Genomic DNA, 20,585 nt, shown 5'->3' with positions numbered 1-20,585 from the left:
AGCTGCGCTGCTGGCATGCCGGCGATATCAGCGCCAATCCGCTTTACAACGGTGATCTCGCCGCGGCGTTACGCGCGATCAGGGCCCGCGTGCTGCTGATGCCGGGCGAGAGGGATCTGTATTTCCGTGTCGCCGACAACGAGGCCGAATTACCGTATCTGCGCGACGCTGAACTGCGCCCGATCCCCAGCATCTGGGGCCATCGCGCCGGCAACCCGGTGCAGAACCCCGAAGATGCCGCCTTCATCAAGGCGCAGGTTCGGGCCTGGCTCGGGGGCTGATGCCGGCTGCACTCCAATGTAAGCTGTTCCGCGGGCGTTCACTTCGTAACACCAAATACCGGACTCAATGAAAGCAGGGCAGGTCCCCCGGCCGGATCAGGCGCTTATGAGGCTCTCACGCCCCCGCCAGCCAGCGTTTGGCGATCTGGTGCGCCAGGCTGAGCGGCGGCGGCATGCGCGGAGTGGCCTCGGGATTGGTGCTGTTCTCCAGCATCAGCGCGATCTCGTCGCGACTGAACCAGCGCGCGTCTTCCAGTTCCGCCCTGTCCACCGTGATGGTCGCGTCCAGCGCGTCCGCCACGCAGCCGATCATCAGCGAGGAGGGGAATGGCCAGGGCTGCGAGGCAATGTAGCGCACCGCGCCGCAGGGCACGCCGGTTTCCTCGGCAATCTCGCGGCGCACGGCCTCCTCGATGCTCTCGCCGGGCTCCATGAAGCCGGCCAGCGCCGAGAACATGCCGGGCATGAACTGCGGCTGGCGGCCGAGCAGCACCATCTCCTGCCCGGTCGTCTCGTCGCGCCGCACGGCCAGCATGATCACCACGGGATCGGTGCGCGGAAAATGCTGCGCCCGGCAGTTCGCGTTGCTGCAGCGGCGGCTGTAGCCTGCTTCCGCCAGCGTGGTGGGACTGCCGCACTGGGCGCAGAAGCCGTGCCGCTGGTGCCAGTCGATCAGGCTGCGCGCCTGGGCGAGGATGGCGGCCTCTTCCGGCGCCACCATAGGCGCGATCGAGCGCACATCAATGAATTTCACCGTTTCGCCATGCAGGGTGGCGACGGTTTCATCGGCATCGCAGTCGATGGCGAAATGCGCAATGTCACCTTGCAACCCGAGGAAAATCGTCGGCAGGCTGGCATGCCGGCGGGCGAAGTCCACCGGCTGCCAGGCGAGCCGGGCGGGCTTGCCCGAGACGTCGATCAGCGGCTTCAGCTCGCGCATCGGCAGAAAGCGGCTGCTGGCCAGATCGCGCTTTTCCGCCAGCCATTCGGCATTGCGGCGCGGATTTCCGGCGCGGTCGAGGAGGCTGCCCGAGAAGGTGATCGGGCGTGGCGGTCTGGCGGTGGAATCGGCGGAGCTAACCATCCGGGAAAGCTGTCATATCCCGTCCGGGGCGTCCATCCTGCCGCAGCGGCCGGTTGTGGCGCCCCGCCCATTGAATTGTGCCCCCCGATGCTTGATATAAGACCCCGGGAGGTTGGCGGCGGACGGGCGCCTCGCCAACCCGGTCAGGTCCGGAAGGAAGCAGCCGTAACGAGTTCCCGCCCGGGTCGTTGTTCAGCCTCCCACCTCATTCTCCCGCCAGCAGGGCCAGGTCTTTGAGCGAATGAGTCAGCCCGCGCCCTATCGCGTCCTAGCACGCAAATACCGCCCCAGCAGCTTCGCCGAGATGATCGGCCAGGATGCGCTGGTCCGCACCCTCACCAATGCGATCGCCACCGGCCGCATCGCCCAAGCCTTCATCCTCACCGGCGTTCGCGGCGTGGGCAAGACCACGACCGCCCGCATCATCGCCCGCGCCCTGAACTGTACCGGCCCGGACGGGCAGGGCGGCCCGACCATTTCGCCCTGCGGGGTGTGCGACAACTGCAAGGCGATTTCCGAGGACCGCCATCCCGATGTCTTCGAGATGGACGCCGCCTCGCGCACCGGTATCGGCGATATCCGCGAGATCATCGAGGCGGTGCGGTACGCGCCCTCGATGGCGCGCTACAAGGTCTACATCATCGACGAAGTGCACATGCTCTCGACGGCGGCCTTCAACGGCCTGCTGAAGACGCTGGAAGAGCCGCCGGCGCATGTGAAATTCGTCTTCGCCACCACCGAAATCCGCAAGGTGCCGGTGACGGTGCTGTCGCGCTGCCAGCGCTTCGACCTCAAGCGGGTCGAGATTTCGGTTCTGGCGGCGCATTTCAAGCGCATTGCCGAGCAGGAAAACGCGCAGATCGACGACGACGCGCTGACGCTGATCGCGCGCGCCGCCGAAGGCTCGGTGCGCGACGGCCTGTCGCTGCTTGATCAGGCAATCGCCCATGGCGCCGGCAAGGCCGATGCCGAACTGGTGCGCGACATGCTGGGGCTGGCCGATCGCGGCCAGGTCTTCGCGTTGCTGGATGCGCTGCTGCATGGCCGGCTGCCCGAGGCGCTGGAGAACCTGCAGCAGCAGTACAATCTCGGCGCCGATCCCGCCGTGGTGATCCAGGACCTGCTGGAACTCACCCACTGGCTGACGCGCGTGAAGGTCATCGGCGGCACGCCCGACGACGTCACGCTGCCCGAAACCCAGCGCAACCGCGGCCGCGAACTGGCCGGCAAGCTCGGCATGCCGGTGCTGGCGCGGTCCTGGCAGATGCTGCTGAAGGGGCTGCAGGAAGTGCGCGCCGCCCCGGTGCCACTGGCGGCGGCCGAGATGGTACTGGTGCGGCTGGCCTATGCCGCCGACCTGCCGAGCCCGGCCGATCTGGCGAAGGAGTGGCGCGAGAAGGGCGGTCCGGGCGTGACGCCGCCCTCGCGGCCCGCGCCTTCAGGCGGCAATGGCGGCGGCACCTCGGCGGCGCTGGCGACCCAGCCGGTGATGCAGGCCGCGCCGCAGGTCCGGCCCGGCGAGACCGTTGCGCTGGCGCCGATGCCGGCAACCTTCCCTGCCGTGGTGCAGCTCGCCCGCGAGATGCGCGAGATGAGCCTGTCCAGCGAGCTCTATAACGACGTGCATGTGGTGAGCTTCGAGCGCGGCCGCATCGAGATGCGGCTGAACGAGGGCGCGCGCCACGACCTGCCGGGCCGGCTGACGGAAAAGCTGAAGGCCTGGACCGGCGAACGCTGGGTGGTGTCGCTGAGCAAGCTGCCGGGCGAGCCGACGCTCGCCGAGCAGGAGCAGGCCGAGGAAAGCCGCCGCCGCGCCCATGTGCAGGCGCATCCGCTGGTGCAGGCGGTGCTGAATGCCTTCCCCGGCGCCGTGCTGGAGCAGGTGCGCGAGGCCGCGCCGCCGGCCATGGTTGTCGAAGAGCCGGCGGAAGAGCCGGGTTACGTCACTGACGATGTCGATCCGCTCGACGAGCTGGATTGAGGAGTTTGCCATGAAGAATCTCGGAAACATGCTCAAGCAGGCGCAGCAGATGCAGCAGCGCATGCAGGAAATGCAGGCGGAGCTGGAAGCGCGCACCGTCGAGGGCAAGTCCGGCGGCGGCATGGTCATCGTGACCCTGAACGGCAAGGGCGAGATGAAGGGCGTGAAGATCGATCCCTCGCTGCTCAAGCCGGAAGAGGTCGAGGTGGTGGAAGACCTGATCAAGGCCGCTCATGCCGACGCCAAGGCGAAGGCCGAGCGTGAGATGGCCGAAAAGATGCAGGAACTCACGGCGGGCCTGCCGATTCCGCCCGGCATGAAACTGCCGTTCTGATCCTCGCGCGATGGCCGGTCCGGAAATCGAGCGGCTGATCCAGCTGATGGCGCGGCTGCCGGGGCTCGGGCCCCGTTCGGCACGCCGCGCGGTGCTGCATCTGCTGAAGAAGAAGGATGCATTGCTGTTGCCGCTGGCGGCGAGCCTGCGTGAGGTGGGCGAGAGCATCCATGCCTGCTCGACCTGCGGCAATCTCGATACCGGCAATCCCTGCGCCATCTGCGCCGACCCGCGGCGCGACGAGACCCTGCTCTGCGTGGTGGAAGGCGTCGCCGATCTCTGGGCTCTGGAGCGCTCGGGCATGTTCCGCGGCCGCTACCACGTGCTGGGCGGCACGCTGTCGGCGCTGGACGGCATCGGCCCCGGCGATCTCAATGTCGACAGCCTGATCGGCAGGGTCGCCCAGGGCCGGATCCGGGAAGTGATCATCGCCACCAACGCCACCGTCGAAGGCCAGACCACGGCGCATTACATCACCGACCGGCTGCAATCCTCCGGCGTGACAATCACCCGGCTGGCCCATGGCGTGCCGGTGGGCGGCGAACTCGATTATCTCGATGACGGCACGCTGGGCGCCGCGCTGAAGGCGCGCCGGCCTCTCTAGGGGCCGCTACAGCTCCTCGATCTCCAGCCGCCGGAACTGCACCGCCGAACCTTCATGGTGGTTCTGCAGTGCGACATGGCCGCCGCGGCGGCGCAGGGCGCCGGTGAATTTCGACACGCCGATCCCGTTGAGCGTGACCGCGATGTCGAAATCCCGCGCCACGATCTCGAAACGGTTCCACTCGCCGACGCCATGGGAGGCGCGCTGCAGCGCCGGCGCCAGCCTGTAGACGGCGCCGGTGAGATGCAGCGGATCGTCCTCCCGCCTGGCGGCGGGGTTGATGCCGCGCTCGTCGATCTGCACCTCATAGCCGCGCTCGATCGCCGGGGCCGGCGAATTGGTCAGCGGCGGAATGCGGATGAAGACGCCGGAATTGTCGGTTTCGTGCAGGATGCGCCATTCCACCGACAGGCGGAAATCGTCGAACGCGGCGGCGGTGTACCAGAACAGCCCGCTGCCGCCATGACTCTCCACGCTGCCGTCAGCCAGGCGGCGGAAACCGCCCGGCCCGGCCATGCGCCAGTTGTCCAGATCCTGCAGCAGATCCCTCATGCTGCTGCAACGGCGCGGAGCGCGGCCGGGTTCCGCCTCATCCGCGGAATGTATCCTTGCGCCGGCGGGTCTCGGCGAAGACCGCGACGTCGTCGGCATCGGTGAGGCCCAGCGTTTCGCGCAGATTGCCGCTCATCGGCCGCAGGAACGGATTGGTGGCCTTCTCCTCGCCCAGCAGGGAGGGCACGGTCGGCTGGCCCTTGGCCCGCGCCGCCCGGATCGCCGCATAGCGCTTCTGCAGGGCCTCGTTCCCGGGTTCCACCGTGACCGCGAACCGCGCATTGGATTCGGTATATTCATGGGCACAGTAGACGCGGGTGTGGTCCGGCAGTTTCAGCAGCTTCGACAGCGACTGCCACATCTGCGCCGGCGTGCCCTCGAACAGCCGGCCACAGCCCAGCGCGAACAGCGTGTCGCCGCAGAAGAGCGCCGCGCTCTGCTCGAACCAGAAGGCGATGTGGCCGCTGGTATGGCCGGGCACATCGAAGATCACGGCCTCTTCCTCGCCCAGCTTCCAGCGCTCGCCGTCCGCCAGAGCGACATCGATGCCGGGGATGCGGCCGGCATCGGCCTTTGGCCCGACGATTTGGCAGCCGGTCGCTTCCTTCAGCTTCAGATTGCCGCCGACATGGTCCGGATGGTGGTGGGTGTTCAGGATATGGGTGAGGTTCCAGCCGCGGCGCTGCAGTTCCGCCAATACGGGCTCATGCACGGCGGGATCGACCACGCCGACCGCACCGGAGGCAGGCTCGCGCGCGAGATAGACGTAATTGTCGTTGAGGACGGGGATCTGGACGATTTCGAGTGTCATGGCCACATTCTACTGAAGGAAAACCGCGAAACCAGATGCTAACATAGCGCAATGCTGCGTCCGGACATCATCGACCTGCGCGAATTCTACGCCGACCATCTGGGCCAGGCGGTGCGCCGCCTGCTGCGCCAGCGGCTGCGGGCCATGTGGTCCGACGTTTCCGGACTGCGGGTGATGGGGCTCGGCTATGCCACACCGTACCTGCGCATTTTCGAGAACGAGGCGGAACGGGTGATCGCCGCGATGCCAGGGCCGCAGGGTGTGGTGCGCTGGCCGCGCGGCCTGCCCGGCCGCGTGATGCTGGTGGACGAGGACGACCTGCCGCTGCCGGATGCCTCGATCGACCGGCTGCTGCTGGTCCATTCGGTCGAGAATTCCGAAAACGTGCGCTCGCTGCTGCGCGAGGTCTGGCGCGTGCTCAGCCCGCAGGGGCGGCTGCTGGCGGTGGTGCCCAACCGCCGCGGCCTCTGGGCCCATATCGAGACGACGCCCTTCGGCCAGGGCCATCCCTATACGCCGCCGCAGCTCACCCGCCTGATGCGGGATGCGGAATTCTCGCCGACACGCAGCGAGGCGGCGCTGTGGATGCCGCCCGCAAACCGTGGCTTCGTGTTCGGCGCGGCGCAGGCCTGGGAACGCACCGGCGAGGCCCTGTGGAAACGCTTCTCCGGCGTTCTGCTGGTGGAAGCCGAGAAGCAGGTCTATGCCGTCACGCCGCTCAAGGCCGTGAAGGTGCGGCAGAAGCGCTTCGTGCTGAACCCGGTGCCGGCCGGTCTGCGGCCGGTCGGCTTCCACGGCGACGAGAGCTGATCAGGTGCCGCGGCGCCGCAGCAGATAGACGGCCTGCGCGCCGAAGATATTGGCCATGCTGCCCTGCAGCCGCCAGCCGTCGCGGTTGCCCCGGCCGTCGACCGCGATGCGCTGCTCGACCACGATGCCGTCCCTGGCGCAGAGCTCGTCGAAATCCAGAATCGTGCAGAGATGGATGTTCTGGGTCTCGTACCAGGGGTCGTCCAGCGCCGCCGTCATGGGCATGCGGCCGCCGAACAGCAGCTGCAGCCGCACATGCCAGTAGGCGAAGTTCGGGAAGGAGACGATGGCGCGGCGCCCGATGCGCAGCATCTCGTGCAGCACCTTGCGCGGATTCCTGGTAGCCTGCAGCGTCAGGCTCAGCACGACATAGTCGAAGGCCGCATCGGGATAGTCCGGCAAGTCCGAGTCGGCGTCGCCCTGGATGACGCTGAGGCCGCGGGCCACGCAGGCATTGACGCCGCTCTGGCGGATCTCGATGCCGCGGCCGTCCACATCCTTCTCGCGCGCGAGGTATTCCAGCAGCGCGCCATCGCCGCAGCCGACATCGAGCAGGCGGCTTTTCGGCGCCACCATCTCGGCGATCAGCAGCAGGTCGCGGCGGATATCGCGGTGCCCCGACGGCACCAGGCTGCGTTGCTCGTTCACGGGGCAGCTCCGTTCAGGCCGCGGACTTCCGCGCAGCCGTCGAGAAAGCCTTTCAGGGTGCGGAACATCTCCGGTTCGTCCAGCAGGAAAGCGTCATGGCCCTTGTCGGTCTCGATTTCGACGAAGCTGACATTGGCGGCGGCGGCGTTCAGGGCGCGCACGATCTCCTTGTTCTCCGAGGTCGGGAACAGCCAGTCGGAGGTGAAGGAGACGACGCAGAAGCGGGTCTTCGATCCCTGGAAGACATTGGCGAGGTTGCCGCCGGCCTGCGCCGCCAGATCGAAGTAGTCCATGGCGCGGGTGATGTAGAGATACGAGTTGGCGTCGAACCGCTCCACGAAGGTCGAGCCCTGATGCAGCAGATAGCTCTCGACCTGGAACTCGGTCTCGAAGCCGTAGGTGATGCGCTCGCGGTTCTGCAGGTTGCGGCCGAATTTCCGGTGCAGGGCGGCTTCCGAGAGATAGGTGATGTGCGCGGCCATGCGCGCCACGGCGAGGCCGGCGCGCGGAATCGTGCCATGCTCGAAATAGTCGCCCTTGTGCCATTGCGGATCGGCATAGATCGCCTGCCGCCCGACCTCATGGAAGGCGATGTTCTGCGCCGAATGCTTGGCGGCGCAGGCGATCGGGATGGCGGCAAAGACGCGGTCGGGATAGCTGGCGGCCCACTGCAGCACCTGCATGCCGCCCATCGAGCCGCCGATCACGCAGAACAGCTGCCGGATACCGAGATGGTCGAGCAGCATCGCCTGCGCGTTCACCATGTCGCGGATGGTGATCACCGGGAAGCGCAGGCCGTAGGGCTTGCCGGTGGCCGGGTCGATCTCGGCGGGGCCGGACGAGCCCATGCAGCCGCCCAGCACATTGGCGCAGATGACGAAGAAGCGGTCGGTGTCGATCACCTTGCCGGGTCCCACCATCGTGCCCCACCAGCCCGGCTTGCCGGTGATCGGATGCGGGTTGGCGGCATGCTGGTCGCCGGTCAGTGCATGGCAGACCAGGATGGCATTCGACTTGTCGGCATTCAGCGTGCCGTAGGTGCAGTAGGCCACCCGGAAAGGGCCGAGATCGAGCCCGCAATCGAGCTTGAGCGGCAGGGTCTCGCCCAGGGTGACGCGATGGCCGGGGCCGATGGGATCGAGATTGTGCAGGGAGGGGCGAACGGCACTCATGGCAGGCAGCCGGCAAATCCTACAGGGCTTGGAGCGGGAATTCCGGCCGCGAGGGCTTCGCTCGCCGGAACCCGGGCCGGGACCCTGTCCGGCGGCGGGACCCTGTGCTTACGGAGCAACGCCCTGCGAGTCAATGTCTTCAATGCTCTTTCGGCCTTTGCAATCGGCCGTTGAAGGTCCTAAGACTAAGCGGCTTTCCGCCCCTCGAGCCCGTTCCAAACAGCGTTCCCATGAGCGACCATATTCCGAGCCTGGCCGACCTGCGCCGCGAGATCGATGTGCTGGACGACCAGATCCAGGACCTGCTGCGCCGCCGCGCCGAAGCCGTCCAGCGCGTGGCCGAAACCAAGCGCACGGAGGGCGGCTCGGACGGCGTCTTCCTGCGGCCGGGACGTGAGGCGCAGATCCTGCGCCGCCTGCTGGAGCGCCATCGCACCGGCCTGCCGCCGGCGGCGCTGCTGCGGATCTGGCGCGAGATGATCTCCTCGCTTTACGACCTGCAGGCGCCGGTCAAGGTTGCCGTGCATGCGCCGAACAAGTCGGCGGCGCGCTGGGATCTGGCCCGCGACTTCTACGGCTCGACCACCCCGATGCAGCTCTGCACCACGGCGACTGCCGTCATCCGGGCGGTCAACTCCCAGCCGGCGACGCTGGGCGTGATGGCGATGCCGGAGGACGGCGAGAAGGAGGTCTGGTGGCCGCTGCTGGCCAGCCGCGCCGAAGATACCCCCCGGATCATCGCCCGCCTGCCGTTCGTGCCCAATCCGCGCGGCCGCATCGCCGAACTGGGCTGTTACGTGATCGCCCGCACCCCGCCGGAGGAATCGGGCGAGGACTGCACGCTGATCGTCGTCTACATGAACGAGGATGCTTCCAGCGTGGCACGCCTGAACAGCCTGCTCGCCCAGGCGGGGCTGGAAAGCCGCGTGCTGGCCCAGCATCGCGGCACCAGCGGCGTCGCCCGCATGCTGGTGGAGGTTACCGGTTTCGTGCCGGACAGCGACGACCGGATGGCGGCCTTCCGCGCTGCGGACCCGAACCTGATTTCCGATGCCGTCGTGATTGGCGCCTATCCGGTGCCGGTGGCCGAGAGCTAGGATCGGCCAGGGTGAATTTTTGAAGGAGTGACTGACGTGACCGCGCCGAAGCCGCAACCCGGAATTCTCGACATCGCGCCCTACAAGGGCGGCGAAGGCAGCGTGCCGGGTGTCGCCAGGGTGCACAAGCTGTCCTCCAACGAGACGCCGATCGGGCCGAGCCCGCGGGCGATCGAGGCCTACCGGAGCATGGCCGGCGAGCTGCACCGCTATCCCGATGGCGGCGTCGATGTCCTGCGCCAGGCGCTGGCGCAGCATTACGGCCTGCCGGCGGAGAACATCGTCTGCTCCAACGGATCGGACGAGATGATCGCGCTGATCTGCGCCGCCTATTGCGGCCCGGGCGACGAGGTCCTGTATTCGCGCCATGGCTTCCTGATGTACGCCATCGCGGCCAAGGCGCGGGGCGCCACCCCGGTCACGGCGCCGGAGCAGAATTTCACCGCCGACGTGGACGCGCTGCTCAAGGCGGTGACGGCGAAGACGAAGATCGTCTTCCTCGCCAATCCGAACAACCCGACCGGCAGCTACATCACGGCTTCCGAGCTGCGCCGCCTGCGTGACAGCCTGCCCGCCGGCGTGCTGCTGGTGGTGGACGCGGCCTATGCCGAATATGTCAGCCGCAACGACTACTCCAACGGCATGGAGCTGGTGGCATCCCGTGACGACACGGTGATGATGCGCACCTTCTCCAAGATCTACGGCCTTGCCGCCCTGCGTCTGGGCTGGACCTATGCGCCGAAGAATGTGGTGGATGTGCTGAACCGCGTGCGCGGTCCGTTCAACGTCAACGCTGCCGCCCAGGCTGCCGGTGTCGCCGCGCTGGAGGATGTCGCCTGGCTCGACAAGGCGCGCAGCCACAACGACACCGAGCTGCCGCGCGTGCGCACCTCCCTGGCGATGCATGGCCTCGAAGTGCTGCCCAGCGTCGGCAATTTCGTGCTGATCCGCTTCCCCAGGGGGGCGGAGCAGGCGAAGGAGGCCGACGACTTCCTGCGCAGCCGCGGCCTGATCCTGCGCGCCATGGGCGGCTACGGTCTTGCGGAAGCGCTGCGGCTCACCATCGGCACCGTGGAAGAGAACGATCTGGTGATCGCGGCGCTGGCCGATTTCATGGCCGGAAAGAAGTAGGCAGGGCGATGGCCGCGCCGCTGTTCGACCGTCTTGCCATCATCGGCATCGGCCTGATCGGCTCGTCGGTGGCGCGCGCGGCACGCGAGCAGGGCGTCGCCCGCCATATCGCCATCGCCGATGCGCTGGAAGCACACCGCAACGAAGCCACCGAACTGAAGCTCGGCGACAGCGTCCATGCCGATGCCGCGGAGGCGGTGAAGGATGCGGACCTGGTCATGCTCTGCGTGCCGCTCGGCGCCAATGCCGCGGTTGCCGCGCATATCGGGCCGCATCTGAAGGCGGGCGCCATCGTCTCCGATGTCGGTTCCTGCAAGCAGGCGGTGATCCGCGACGTGGCGCCGCGCCTGCCGCAGGGCGTGCATCTGGTGCCGGGGCACCCGGTCGCAGGCACCGAGCATTCCGGCCCGAAAGCCGGCTTCGCCAGTCTGTTCCGCAATCGCTGGTGCATCCTGACGCCTGAAGCGCACACCGATGCCGGCGCTGTGGAGAAGGTGAAGGCCTTCTGGACCGCCTTCGGCAGCCGGGTCGAGGCCATGGACCCGCGGCATCACGACCTCGTGCTGGCCATCACCAGCCATGTGCCGCATCTGATCGCCTACAACATCGTCGGCACGGCGGATGATCTGGAGACCGTGACCCAGTCGGAAGTGATCAAGTATTCCGCCGGCGGTTTCCGTGACTTCACCCGCATCGCCGCCTCCGACCCGACCATGTGGCGCGACGTCTTCCTCAACAACAGGGAAGCGGTTCTGGAGATGCTCGGCCGCTTCACCGAGGATCTGATCGCGCTGCAGCGCGCCATCCGCTGGGGCGAAGGCGACACGCTGTTCGACCTCTTCACCCGCACCCGCGCCATTCGCCGTGCCATCATCGATGCCGGCCAGGAAACCGCGGCCCCCGATTTCGGCCGCGCCGCGGCGGAGAAGGATACGTCAGCTTAATTCGATCTTTCGCGCCGGACACAATCGTCGCGGCCCATGTGGCTGAAGTCCGGTCACAAAGATCGCCGCCCTCGGCACAGGCCGAGGCCCGGACGCCGGTTCGGTCATGCGGATAGGTGGGATAGACCCTTGTGCTTCGCGCAAGGGTGACGGCTTCTGTCAGTCCGTCGTCACTTCCCCGGCAGGATCGGCTGCAGGGCAAAGAGCGGCACGGGGCCGAGGAACAGGCGGCCCTCCTGCGCGGTCAGCGGCACCGGCAGATAACGCTCGCCCCGGTCGTCGCGCAGGGCGATGACGCCGAGCGCCGCCTTGCCGGCGGCGGCGTCTTCCGGCTTCATCCGGCCGGCCGCGACCAGCGCATCGAGGCCGGCTTCGGCGCCGCGGATCTGGCCTGTCATGGCGCCGAGCGGGCGGAACTGCTTGTCCAGCGTCAGGCTGCCATCGCCGTTCATCCGCAGCGCGCCCCATTGCAGCGCGATGGTCTCGAATTCGACGATGCCGCCGGAATCGCGCCAGGTACCCAGCAGGTCCTCCGGTGTCCTGCCCACCGCCGTGCCGCGGGCATTGCCGACCAGCCGGAGCGAGGCGATCTGGCGCCCCAGCGGGCCGTCGGCGGATGCCGGCAGCGTCACCGCCTCGGCCTGCAGGGCGAGGTCGGCGCTGGGCGGCACATTGCCCGCCCGGCGCGCATGCAGCAGCAGTTTGTCCGCGCGCCAGTCCTGCAGGGCGCCGGACAGGGAGGGTTTCTCCAGGTCGGCGGCCAGGCGCAGCCAGTTGCCCGCGGCGTCCAGCACCAGGCTCGAGCGGAACCGTTCGGCCGTCAGCGTCACCTGCCGCTCCGCATCGCCCTCCTTCCAGGCCAGCCGCTGTGCGCCGTTGAGATCGAAGATGACGTGGTCCAGTTTCCACAGCTGGAGATGCGCGTTGACCTCGTCCGCTTCGATACGCCAGCCGACCGCCGATTGCGGATCATGCCAGCGGAGATTCTCCATCGTCAGCGAGAGGCGATAGGGGAAGCCCCATTGCCGCAGCCGGTCGTAGCTGACCTCGCGGCCCTGGGCGCGCTGTGCCTCGGCCCAGCGCGTGGCCTCGGCTGCCACCTGGTCGGAGAGATGTGCCCAGAGCAGGTAATAGCCGACCAGGGCGCCGAGGATCAGGCCGATGAGGACGAAATAGCGCATGCGGCAGGTATAGCAGGCTGTGCGCGCGATCACTACCCGGCGGCCGGTTAGGCGCTATGCTTGCGGTCGCGGCCGGTTCGACCGATGATGCCGCCCAACAGAACAGCCGCCCCATTCATGTCCGACACATCCTCTCAGCCGGTCAGCCTGTCTTCCCTTGCGCTTGCCAGCATGCCGGGGATTTTCGTGCTGCTCTGGTCCACCGGCTTCATCGGCGCCAAGCTCGGCCTGCCTTATGCCGAGCCGATGACCTTCCTCATCCTCCGCTTCGCCATCGTGACCGTGCTGCTGGCGGCCTTCGCGGGCCTGAGCGGCGCGCCCTGGCCGCGCGACTGGAAAACGGCGCTGCATATCGCCGTGGCCGGAATGCTGCTGCATGCGACCTATCTGGGCGGCGTGTTCGCCTCGATTTTCCACGGCGTCTCGGCCGGAGTCTCGGCGCTGATCGTCGGCATCCAGCCGCTGCTGGTGGCCGCCGCCGCCGGGACCCTGCTGGGCGAGCGCGTCAGCGGACGGCAATGGCTCGGGCTCATGCTCGGCCTTTTCGGCGTGGTGCTGGTGGTCTGGACCCGGCTCGGCATCGGTGAGGGCTCGGTCTGGGGCTATGCCCTGTCGGTGATCGCGCTGGTCGGTATCACCATCGGCACGCTGTACCAGAAGAAATTCTGCCCCGGCGTCGACCTGCGCTCGGGCACCGCGATCCAGTTTGCCGCCTCGGCCCTGGTTCTGACGCCCTTTGCGCTGCTCTTCGAGGCGCGCGTGATCGAATGGAGCGGCGAATTCATCTTCGCGCTCGGCTGGCTCTGCATCGTGCTCTCGCTGGGTGCAATCTCGCTGCTCTTCCTGTTGATCCGGCGCGGCGCCGCGGCCAAGGTCTCCAGCCTGTTCTTCCTGGTGCCACCCTGCACGGCGGTGGTGGCCTTCTTCCTGTTCGGCGAGGAGCTGAACCTGCTGGCCCTGTTCGGCATGGCGGCAACGATGGCGGGCGTCGCCCTGGTCAACCTCGCACCGGCGCAGCGCTGACATGGGTCCGCGCATTCCCTTCGATCACGAGGAACCGCTGCCGGGCGAAACGGCGCCGGAGTTTCCGCGCATCCGGCCGGCGAAGGGCGAGCCACTCTGGGTTTTCGGCTATGGCTCGCTGATGTGGGATCCGGGCTTCCCGCATCTGGACGAGCGAATCGCGCGGCTCTGGGGTTACCACCGCGGCTTCTGCGTCTGGTCGCACCGCTATCGCGGCACGCCGGAGAAGCCCGGCCTGGTGCTCGGCCTGATGCCCGGCGGCTCCTGTCTCGGCCGCGCCTTCCGGGTGGCGAAGCGCGACGAGGAAGCGGTGATCGACTATCTCTATCGCCGCGAGATGGTAACCGGCGTGTACCGGCCGGGCTTCCATCGCGCCAGCCTGCACGCCAAGGGCGACAGCTGGGAGCGCGTCAACGTGCTCGCCTTCGTGGCCGATCCGAAGCATCGCCAGTATGCCGGGCGGCTGACGGAAGACGAGGTGGCGGAAGTGATCGCCACCTGCCGCGGCCAGCGTGGCCCGAACGCGGCCTATCTCGCCAACACGGTTGCGCATCTGGACGAACTCGGCATCAATGACACGCCGCTGCACCGCCTGCTCGGTCGCGTGCGTGAGCGGTGCGGCGAGATCAGATAGAAGCGTCATGCCCGGATATGATCCGGGCATCCACGATTTTTTTTACCGGTGATGCAGAAAGAGGGTCGGGTCAAGCCCGGCCATGACATTCAGGTTTTCACGGAACCGGAATATTCATCCCGCAGTTCGCGCTTGAGCACCTTGCCGATGGCGCTGCGCGGCAGCACGTCGCGGAACTCGATGGCGCTGATGCGCTGCATTTTGCCGAGCTGGCCGTTCGCCCAGCCCAGGATGTCGTCGGCCGAGGCCGCTGCGCCGTCCTTTTTCACCACGAAGGCCACCGGCGTCTCGCCCCATTGCTCGGAGGGCACACCGACCACGGCGACATCGGCCACCGCCTCATGGCCGCGCAGCACGGCTTCCAGGTCGCTCGGGTAGATGTTGAAGCCGCCGGAGATGATCATGTCCTTGCGGCGGTCCATCAGCTGCAGGAAACCATCCTTGTCGAAACGGCCCATGTCGCCGGTACGGATGAAGCGCTTGCCGGTCTCGTCATGCCATTCGGCTTCCGCCGTCTTGGCCGGCTGCTTGTGATAGGCATTCATGATCGCGGCCGAGCTGCCGACGATCTCGCCGACCTCGCCGGTTGGCACCGGCCTGCCGTTCTCGTCGATCAGCCGGATGTCGTGGCCTTCGGCCGGCCGACCGACGGTATGCAGTTTGTCGGGGTGCTCGTCGGCGATCAGGATGCAGGTGCCGCCGCCCTCGGTCATGCCGTAGAACTCGATCAGCTTGCCGGGCCAGCGTTTCAGGATGTCGGCCTTCAGCGCCGCGTTGAAGGGCGCGCTGGTGCAGAACTTGGCCCGGAAGGACGACAGGTTGTAGCGGTCGAAATCCGGATGGTTCATCAGCCGGGTATACTGCACCGGCACCAGCATCGTGTGGGTGACGCGGAATTTCTCGGCCAGTTCGAGATATTTCACCACGTCGAACTTCGCCATCAGCAGGGCGGTGCCGCCGCCGGCCAGCGTCGGAAACAGGCTGACCAGGGTGGTGTTCGAATAGAGCGGCGTCGAGAGCAGCGTGACCGTGTGATTGTCGTAGCCGTAGACATTGGCCCGCTGCATGTGCAGCCAGCGCATCCTGTGCGACTGGACGATGCCCTTCGGCACGCCGGTGGTGCCGGAGGAATAGATGATGTTGAACGGCATCTCCGGCGTCACCGGGGCCGGCGCGGGCTTTGCGCTCTCGGGTTCCAGCCAGGCCTCGAAAGCCTCGGTGTCGATGCGGATGCGGCGCTTCGGCAGCTGGCCTTCGAGCCCGATCAGCGCCAGTTCGGCCGCCTCGTCGAGGAAGAGATGCTGCGCGTCGGAGTCCTCCGCCATGCCGGCGATCTGCTGCGGCGTGGCCGACGGCGGCAGCGGCGCCACGGCGAGGCCCGCGCGCAGGGCGCCGGCATAGATCACCACGTAGTCGATGCAGGTGGCGGCAACGATGGCGATGCTGTGCCCCGGCTTCACGCCGTCGCGCTGCAGGGCGGCGGCGACGCGGTTCATGCGGGCATCAAGCTCGCTATAGGTCAGCGTACTGTTATCCTGGATCACCGCGGCATGTTCGGGCCGCTCGGCGGCATGGGCGGCGATCAGTTCCGACAGCGTGCCGAAATCCGGGTTGGCGAGAAGGCATTCCGACAGTCTCATCTCACGCGAACTCCATGCCGATGATGGCGCCGAGCTCCGCCAGGGCCCGGTCGGGATCCACGACCTTAATGGTCTTCATGCCCATGGCGGCGGCCGGCTTCAGGTTGATGCCGAGATCGTCGAGGAACACAGCCTCGTCGGGGCGAATCCCGAGCAGCGCGCAGGCCCGCTCGTAGAAGGCCGGCTCGGGCTTGCGCACGCCGACCTTGCTCGATTCCACTACGCAGTCGAACAGGGCCATGATCTCGGCCACGGCGGCCGCCTTTTCCGGCGACACCGCCATGGCGGGGCCATGGCCCAGCGGCATGTTGTTGGTCAGGCAGGCAATCTTGTAGCGCATCTTCACCTTGCGCAGGGCCTGCACCATGCGGGGACGCACCTCGCCCGAGACCAGCGGCAGGATGTCACGGCCATGTACCGGATGACCCAGCGCCGTGCTCTCGGCGAGGAACATCTCGCCGAAGGTTTCGGCATCCACCTCGCCGCGTTCGAAGCAGGCCCAGGCGTTGCCATGCGGATTGGTGGCGTTCACCCGACGCAGGAAATCCTGCGGCAGGCCGCATTTTTCCTCGTACTGGCGGAAGGCATCGAAGGGCGAGGTGAGAATCACCCCGCCGAAATCCCACAGGACGGCCCTTATACCCATGCTCTTGTGCAGCGTTTCCTCAGATCAGCCGCACTTACTATAGCCGCAGGAGGTGCAGGTATCGCAACCCTCCATCCGGATCAGGCCGGGCTGGCCGCATTTCGGGCATTGCCGCAGGCCCGACAGCGGCTTGGGCGTCTCGGCATTGGCGGCCAGCGCCAGCGTCGCCTTTTCCTCGCGCTGCTCTTCCGGGCCGGCCATGAAGCCGATCTCGATCAGGTGCCGCTCGATCACCTCGCCGATTGCTGCCAGCAGGGACGGCACATAGCGGCCATTCATCCAGTGGCCGCCGCGCGGATCGAACACCGCCTTCAGCTCGTCGACGACGAAGGACACGTCGCCGCCGCGCCGGAACACGGCCGAGATCATCCGGGTCAGCGCCACCGTCCAGGCATAATGCTCGGTGTTCTTCGAGTTGATGAAGACCTCGAAGGGCCGGATGCGGCCATCCTGCACGATGTCGTTCAGCGTGATGTACATCGCGTGTTCGGATTCCGGCCAGGTGATCTTGTAGGTGCGGCCGGGCAGGGCCTCGGGCCGGTCCAGCGGCTTGGTCATGTAGACCACGCCGCCGGCCGCCAGCGGGTCGCGCGGCCTGATCGTCTGGATCGGCTTGGCCGCCGGCGCCAGCGGCAGTTCCGGCTGCTGCGCCGCCTCCGCGGCCTTCTTCTCGTCCTTCTTCACCTGCAGCACCGAGCCGGTGACGTCGTTCGGCCGGTAGGTGGTGCAGCCCTTGCAGCCCTCCTCGTAGGCCATCAGGTAGATGTCCTTGAAGCTGTCGAAATCGATCTCCTCGGGCACGTTGATCGTCTTGGAGATCGAGGAATCGACGTATTTCTGCACGGCCGCCTGCACCCGAACGTGGTCGGCGGGGCTCAGCACCTGGGCATCCACGAAGGCTTCGGTCAGCGGCGCGTTCTCGCCCTTCAGCCTGCGGTAGAGGCGGTAGGCATAATCGCTCACCTCCTCCTCGCGCCGCGTGCCATCGGGCATCAGCACGTTGCGGGTGTAGTGGAAGCTGAAGACCGGCTCCAGCCCCGAGGAGACATTGTCGGCGAACAGCGAGATCGTGCCGGTCGGCGCGATCGAGGTGAGCAGCGCATTGCGGATGCCGTGCCTGGCGATCGCCTCGCGGATGTCGGCGTCCAGCTCGGCAATGGTCTCGCCGGCCAGATAGGCCTCGCGGTCGAACAGCGGGAAGGGGCCTTTCTCCCTCGCCAGCTCCACCGAGGCGAGATAGGCGGCGCGTTGCAGCCGCTTCATCCAGGTTTCGATCAGCTCGATGCTCTTCGCCGAGCCGTAGCGCGCGCCGACCATGATCAGCGCATCGGCCAGACCGGTGACGCCGAGCCCGATGCGGCGCTTGGTCCGCGCCTCGGCGGCCTGGGCCTCCAGCGGGAAGTTCGACACGTCGATGGTGTTGTCCATCATGCGCACGGCCTTGGCCGTGAGGTCCTCCAGCGCCGCGAGGTCGAGTTCCGCATCGGCCTCGAAGGGGTTCCTCACCAGCCGCGCGAGATTGATCGAGCCGAGCAGGCAGGCGCCGTAGGGCGGCAGCGGCTGCTCGCCGCAGGGATTGGTCGCCGCGATGGTCTCGCAGTAATGCAGGTTGTTGCGGCGGTTGATGCGGTCGATGAAGATCACGCCGGGCTCTGCATAGGCGTAGGTCGCCCGCATGATCTTGTCCCACAGCTCGCGCGCCTGCACGGTACGGTAGGTCGTGCCGTTGAACCTCAGCTCCCAGGGCTGGTTCTGCTTCACCGCCTGCATGAAGTCGTCGGTGACCAGAACCGAAAGATTGAACATGCGCAGGCGGTTCGGCTCGCGCTTGGCCTCGATGAAGGCCACGATGTCGGGATGGTCGCAGCGCAGGGTCGCCATCATGGCGCCGCGCCGGTGTCCGGCCGACATGATGGTCCGGCACATCGCGTCCCAGACATCCATGAAGCTGAGCGGCCCCGAGGCATCGGCGCCGACACCCTTCACCGGCGCGCCGCGCGGGCGGAGCGTCGAGAAATCGTAGCCGATGCCGCCGCCCTGCTGCATCGTCAGCGCCGCTTCGCGCAGATGCTCGAAGATGCCGCTCATGTCGTCGGGGATCGTGCCCATGACGAAGCAGTTGAACAGCGTCACCTTGCGCGCCGTGCCGGCGCCGGCAACGATGCGGCCGGCCGGCAGGAAGCGGAAATCCTCCAGCGCCTTGTAGAAGGGCTCTTCCCAGTCGGCGGGGTTCTTCTCCGGCGCCGACAGCGCTCTGGCCAGACGCCGCCAGGTATCGGCGATCGTCTGGTCCACGGGCGTGCCGTCCGGTCCCTTGAACCGGTATTTCATGTCCCAGATTTGCTGCGAAATAGGCGCGATCGGCGACATCGAAAAGTCCTGACACTGGCTTTGGAGAGACGACAAGCGGCCCGGGAAAGCCGCAGGCCGCTGACCCTAATTTACCGCGCCTGCCCGGGGAGTCGAGGGAAATGTTCCCTTATTGTTTCTACAGATTGATCCCAAGGGCCGTCGCGGACAACATCTTGTAAGCGGTCGTGAAAAACAGCTTTTCCCCGCTTTGCCATCTATGCACAGGCGGTTTTGCACCGGGTTATGCACAGGCCGCCATTCCCGCGTTTGAAAAGGCGCTGCGTCAACCGGCTATGGCCGGCGGAACACCACGGTAAGATTGTTGGCGGGCATCTCGATCACGTCCCGGCATTCCAGGCCGTGCGTTTCGGCCAGCGGCCGCACCTCGGTATCCAGGCAGCGGACGCCCCATTCCGGATCCTGGGCGCGCAGATTCGCGTCGAAGGCTTCGTTCGAAGGCGCCGTATGCCGGCCGTGCCGCCGGAACGGTCCGTACAGGACCAGCGGCCCGCCCCCAGTCAGTGTCCGCGCTGCGCCCTCGAACAGGCCCTCGGCGGCGGTCCATGGCGCGATATGGATCATGTTGCAGCACAGGATGGCGTCGGCCGAGGTGATCGGCCAGAGGGGCTCGGTGACATCGAGCCGCATGGCGGGCCTGACATTCCGGGCGCCTGCCGCGCGGGAATGGCCGTCGATGCTCTGCGTGTCCGGTTCCCGGTCGCTTGGCTGCCATGTCCAGCCCGGCAGCCGCGGGGCCATATAGGCGGCATGCTCCCCGGTCCCGCTGGCGATCTCGAGCAGGAAGCCGGCGGGCGGCAGGATCTGCTGCAGGACCGCAAGGATGGGATCCCGATTCCGCTGCGTTGCCGGTGCGTGTCTCATCCGCCTGCTCCCGAGCGGACCTCCGCCAGTCTATGGGCGAGGCGACCGCTTGCTGGTAATTCTGCCGCGGCAACCCGAAATCGAGGCTCCCGTGTCGAAGACTACCCGAGCAACCCAGTTCCTGCACAGGCAGAAGGTTCAGTTTACCGTCCACGCCTACGAATACGACCCGAACGCCGACCGGATCGGGATGCAGGCGGCCGAAGCACTGGGGGAGGATCCGGCGCGGGTGCTGAAGACGCTGATGGCGCTGGTGGACGGAAAGCCTGTCTGCGTGGTGGTGCCTTCCGACCGGGAGGTCTCGATGAAGAAGCTGGCGGCGATGTTCGGCGGGAAATCGGCCCAGATGATGAAGCCCGTCGAAGCCGAACGGACCACCGGTTACGTCGTCGGCGGCATCAGCCCGTTCGGGCAGAAGAAGCCCGTGCCGACGGCGATCGAGCAGGAAGCGCTCAAGCACGACCTCGTATACCTGAACGGCGGTCAGCGCGGGTTGCAGGTCCGGCTGAACCCGTCGGACCTGGTGCGCCTGCTGGATGCAAGGACTGCCGCGCTGGCGAGCGACTGAGCGGCGAGCCGCATTCACCCTCGTCCGGCGAACGTGTCTGACAGGAAGGTCATCAACGCCCTGATTTTCGGCGCAACGTGCTGTCCGGAGGGATAGACGGCATAGAGTGTCGTTTCCACCGTGCGCCAGTCTTCCAGCGCCGTCAGCAGCCGCCCCGCCTTCAGATCCTCCTCGACATAGGGATAGGGGATCAGGCTGATCCCGAAACCG

The 20,585-nt window shown here is 67.1% G+C and carries 20 protein-coding genes, 1 other RNA gene and 2 pseudogenes; 12 read left to right on the top strand and 11 right to left on the bottom strand.

Annotated elements, in window-relative coordinates; all coding sequences use genetic code 11:
* Nucleotides 1–281 (top strand): annotated as a pseudogene (locus tag VKZ87_RS07775) (homoserine acetyltransferase); the annotation flags it as partial.
* 115 nt (nucleotides 282–396) lie between these two features.
* On the opposite strand, the gene nudC reads toward VKZ87_RS07775, so the two are convergent.
* Nucleotides 397–1,365: an NAD(+) diphosphatase gene (gene nudC / locus VKZ87_RS07770; protein ID WP_324220681.1), complete on the bottom strand. Its 969-nt coding sequence runs from the start codon at nucleotides 1,363–1,365 to the stop codon at nucleotides 397–399.
* 106 nt (nucleotides 1,366–1,471) lie between these two features.
* Here nudC and ffs point away from each other — a divergent pair.
* From ffs to recR, 4 genes and pseudogenes are all read left to right on the top strand, one after another.
* Nucleotides 1,472–1,570, top strand: an RNA gene (gene ffs / locus VKZ87_RS07765) — signal recognition particle sRNA small type.
* Nucleotides 1,571–1,573: 3 nt separating this feature from the next.
* Nucleotides 1,574–3,346 (top strand): annotated as a pseudogene (locus tag VKZ87_RS07760) (DNA polymerase III subunit gamma/tau); the annotation flags it as partial.
* Between the two features lie 10 nt (nucleotides 3,347–3,356).
* Nucleotides 3,357–3,680: a YbaB/EbfC family nucleoid-associated protein gene (locus VKZ87_RS07755; protein WP_324220680.1), complete on the top strand. Its 324-nt coding sequence runs from the start codon at nucleotides 3,357–3,359 to the stop codon at nucleotides 3,678–3,680.
* A 10-nt stretch (nucleotides 3,681–3,690) separates the two neighbouring features.
* Nucleotides 3,691–4,284, top strand: a complete 594-nt coding sequence (gene recR, locus VKZ87_RS07750) for a recombination mediator RecR (protein WP_324220679.1) — start codon at nucleotides 3,691–3,693, stop codon at nucleotides 4,282–4,284.
* Nucleotides 4,285–4,290: 6 nt separating this feature from the next.
* Here the strand turns inward: recR and VKZ87_RS07745 are convergent, their stop codons facing one another.
* Together VKZ87_RS07745 and gloB are read right to left on the bottom strand one after the other, a co-directional pair.
* Nucleotides 4,291–4,836, bottom strand: coding sequence for a DUF1080 domain-containing protein (locus tag VKZ87_RS07745; protein WP_324220678.1), 546 nt, complete (start codon nucleotides 4,834–4,836; stop codon nucleotides 4,291–4,293).
* A 37-nt stretch (nucleotides 4,837–4,873) separates the two neighbouring features.
* Nucleotides 4,874–5,647 (bottom strand): hydroxyacylglutathione hydrolase, encoded by a 774-nt coding sequence (gene gloB / locus VKZ87_RS07740; RefSeq protein ID WP_324220677.1) that lies wholly within the window; start codon nucleotides 5,645–5,647, stop codon nucleotides 4,874–4,876.
* A 51-nt stretch (nucleotides 5,648–5,698) separates the two neighbouring features.
* Here gloB and VKZ87_RS07735 point away from each other — a divergent pair, with 51 nt between their 5' ends.
* Complete coding sequence (locus VKZ87_RS07735; protein WP_324220676.1) at nucleotides 5,699–6,457, top strand: class I SAM-dependent methyltransferase; 759 nt, start codon at nucleotides 5,699–5,701, stop codon at nucleotides 6,455–6,457.
* On the opposite strand, the gene metW is transcribed toward VKZ87_RS07735, so the two are convergent.
* Together metW and metX are read right to left on the bottom strand one after the other, a co-directional pair.
* Nucleotides 6,458–7,033 carry a methionine biosynthesis protein MetW gene (gene metW / locus VKZ87_RS07730; RefSeq protein WP_414655635.1) on the bottom strand — a complete coding sequence of 192 codons (576 nt, stop codon included), beginning with the start codon at nucleotides 7,031–7,033 and terminating at the stop codon, nucleotides 6,458–6,460.
* Between the two features lie 68 nt (nucleotides 7,034–7,101).
* Complete coding sequence (metX, locus tag VKZ87_RS07725) at nucleotides 7,102–8,277, bottom strand: homoserine O-acetyltransferase MetX (protein ID WP_324220675.1); 1,176 nt, start codon at nucleotides 8,275–8,277, stop codon at nucleotides 7,102–7,104.
* A gap of 230 nt (nucleotides 8,278–8,507) precedes the next feature.
* Here metX and pheA point away from each other — a divergent pair, with 230 nt between their 5' ends.
* From pheA to VKZ87_RS07710, 3 genes are read left to right on the top strand one after another with little or no spacing between them, the layout of a single operon-like run.
* The gene (gene pheA / locus VKZ87_RS07720) at nucleotides 8,508–9,374 is read left to right on the top strand and encodes a chorismate mutase (protein WP_324220674.1); all 867 of its coding nucleotides are present in this window, start codon (nucleotides 8,508–8,510) and stop codon (nucleotides 9,372–9,374) included.
* A 36-nt stretch (nucleotides 9,375–9,410) separates the two neighbouring features.
* Nucleotides 9,411–10,505, top strand: a complete 1,095-nt coding sequence (gene hisC, locus VKZ87_RS07715) for a histidinol-phosphate transaminase (RefSeq protein ID WP_324220673.1) — start codon at nucleotides 9,411–9,413, stop codon at nucleotides 10,503–10,505.
* 8 nt (nucleotides 10,506–10,513) lie between these two features.
* Complete coding sequence (locus VKZ87_RS07710; RefSeq protein ID WP_324220672.1) at nucleotides 10,514–11,449, top strand: prephenate/arogenate dehydrogenase family protein; 936 nt, start codon at nucleotides 10,514–10,516, stop codon at nucleotides 11,447–11,449.
* A 170-nt stretch (nucleotides 11,450–11,619) separates the two neighbouring features.
* On the opposite strand, the gene VKZ87_RS07705 is transcribed toward VKZ87_RS07710, so the two are convergent.
* Complete coding sequence (locus VKZ87_RS07705) at nucleotides 11,620–12,663, bottom strand: DUF2125 domain-containing protein (RefSeq protein ID WP_324220671.1); 1,044 nt, start codon at nucleotides 12,661–12,663, stop codon at nucleotides 11,620–11,622.
* Between the two features lie 84 nt (nucleotides 12,664–12,747).
* Here VKZ87_RS07705 and VKZ87_RS07700 point away from each other — a divergent pair, with 84 nt between their 5' ends.
* Nucleotides 12,748–13,653, top strand: a complete 906-nt coding sequence (locus VKZ87_RS07700; protein WP_324220670.1) for a DMT family transporter — start codon at nucleotides 12,748–12,750, stop codon at nucleotides 13,651–13,653.
* 1 nt (nucleotide 13,654) lies between these two features.
* Entirely contained in the window at nucleotides 13,655–14,287 is a 633-nt protein-coding gene (locus VKZ87_RS07695; protein ID WP_324220669.1) for a gamma-glutamylcyclotransferase, read from the top strand.
* An 89-nt stretch (nucleotides 14,288–14,376) separates the two neighbouring features.
* Here VKZ87_RS07695 and VKZ87_RS07690 read toward each other — a convergent pair whose 3' ends face one another.
* The 4 genes from VKZ87_RS07690 to VKZ87_RS07675 all read right to left on the bottom strand — a co-directional run bounded on the left by VKZ87_RS07690 (nucleotide 14,377) and on the right by VKZ87_RS07675 (nucleotide 19,807).
* Nucleotides 14,377–15,927, bottom strand: a complete 1,551-nt coding sequence (locus VKZ87_RS07690) for a class I adenylate-forming enzyme family protein (RefSeq protein ID WP_324220668.1) — start codon at nucleotides 15,925–15,927, stop codon at nucleotides 14,377–14,379.
* A gap of 1 nt (nucleotide 15,928) precedes the next feature.
* Nucleotides 15,929–16,573 (bottom strand): HAD-IA family hydrolase, encoded by a 645-nt coding sequence (locus VKZ87_RS07685; protein ID WP_324220667.1) that lies wholly within the window; start codon nucleotides 16,571–16,573, stop codon nucleotides 15,929–15,931.
* Nucleotides 16,574–16,597: 24 nt separating this feature from the next.
* Entirely contained in the window at nucleotides 16,598–18,943 is a 2,346-nt protein-coding gene (locus tag VKZ87_RS07680) for an adenosylcobalamin-dependent ribonucleoside-diphosphate reductase (RefSeq protein WP_324220666.1), read from the bottom strand.
* Between the two features lie 273 nt (nucleotides 18,944–19,216).
* Nucleotides 19,217–19,807, bottom strand: coding sequence for a DUF938 domain-containing protein (locus VKZ87_RS07675; RefSeq protein WP_324220665.1), 591 nt, complete (start codon nucleotides 19,805–19,807; stop codon nucleotides 19,217–19,219).
* Between the two features lie 91 nt (nucleotides 19,808–19,898).
* Here VKZ87_RS07675 and ybaK point away from each other — a divergent pair, with 91 nt between their 5' ends.
* Nucleotides 19,899–20,375 (top strand): Cys-tRNA(Pro) deacylase, encoded by a 477-nt coding sequence (gene ybaK / locus VKZ87_RS07670; RefSeq protein ID WP_324220664.1) that lies wholly within the window; start codon nucleotides 19,899–19,901, stop codon nucleotides 20,373–20,375.
* 14 nt (nucleotides 20,376–20,389) lie between these two features.
* Here ybaK and VKZ87_RS07665 read toward each other — a convergent pair.
* Nucleotides 20,390–20,585 (bottom strand): LysR substrate-binding domain-containing protein (locus tag VKZ87_RS07665; protein WP_324220663.1); only part of this gene is annotated, 196 nt, incomplete at its 5' end.

The sequence above is a fragment of the Ferrovibrio sp. genome (assembly GCF_035304305.1).
Classification (GTDB): domain Bacteria; phylum Pseudomonadota; class Alphaproteobacteria; order Ferrovibrionales; family Ferrovibrionaceae; genus Ferrovibrio.
Note: the sequence above shows the minus strand (reverse complement) of the source record. Positions and strands in the feature narration are given on the sequence as shown.

Bases quoted from the DNA above. Each gene is read 5' to 3' on its own strand.
- metX (WP_324220675.1), bottom strand. From the start codon at position 8,277: ATGAGTGCCGTTCGCCCCTCCCTGCACAATCTCGATCCCATCGGCCCC.
- VKZ87_RS07690 (WP_324220668.1), bottom strand. From the start codon at position 15,927: ATGAGACTGTCGGAATGCCTTCTCGCCAACCCGGATTTCGGCACGCTG.
- recR (WP_324220679.1), top strand. From the start codon at position 3,691: ATGGCCGGTCCGGAAATCGAGCGGCTGATCCAGCTGATGGCGCGGCTG.
- VKZ87_RS07680 (WP_324220666.1), bottom strand. From the start codon at position 18,943: ATGTCGCCGATCGCGCCTATTTCGCAGCAAATCTGGGACATGAAATAC.
- metW (WP_414655635.1), bottom strand. From the start codon at position 7,033: ATGGTGGCGCCGAAAAGCCGCCTGCTCGATGTCGGCTGCGGCGATGGC.
- VKZ87_RS07700 (WP_324220670.1), top strand. From the start codon at position 12,748: ATGTCCGACACATCCTCTCAGCCGGTCAGCCTGTCTTCCCTTGCGCTT.
- VKZ87_RS07755 (WP_324220680.1), top strand. From the start codon at position 3,357: ATGAAGAATCTCGGAAACATGCTCAAGCAGGCGCAGCAGATGCAGCAG.
- VKZ87_RS07710 (WP_324220672.1), top strand. From the start codon at position 10,514: ATGGCCGCGCCGCTGTTCGACCGTCTTGCCATCATCGGCATCGGCCTG.
- VKZ87_RS07745 (WP_324220678.1), bottom strand. From the start codon at position 4,836: ATGAGGGATCTGCTGCAGGATCTGGACAACTGGCGCATGGCCGGGCCG.
- nudC (WP_324220681.1), bottom strand. From the start codon at position 1,365: ATGGTTAGCTCCGCCGATTCCACCGCCAGACCGCCACGCCCGATCACC.
- pheA (WP_324220674.1), top strand. From the start codon at position 8,508: ATGAGCGACCATATTCCGAGCCTGGCCGACCTGCGCCGCGAGATCGAT.
- VKZ87_RS07675 (WP_324220665.1), bottom strand. From the start codon at position 19,807: ATGAGACACGCACCGGCAACGCAGCGGAATCGGGATCCCATCCTTGCG.
- VKZ87_RS07735 (WP_324220676.1), top strand. From the start codon at position 5,699: ATGCTGCGTCCGGACATCATCGACCTGCGCGAATTCTACGCCGACCAT.
- gloB (WP_324220677.1), bottom strand. From the start codon at position 5,647: ATGACACTCGAAATCGTCCAGATCCCCGTCCTCAACGACAATTACGTC.
- VKZ87_RS07685 (WP_324220667.1), bottom strand. From the start codon at position 16,573: ATGGGTATAAGGGCCGTCCTGTGGGATTTCGGCGGGGTGATTCTCACC.
- VKZ87_RS07695 (WP_324220669.1), top strand. From the start codon at position 13,655: ATGGGTCCGCGCATTCCCTTCGATCACGAGGAACCGCTGCCGGGCGAA.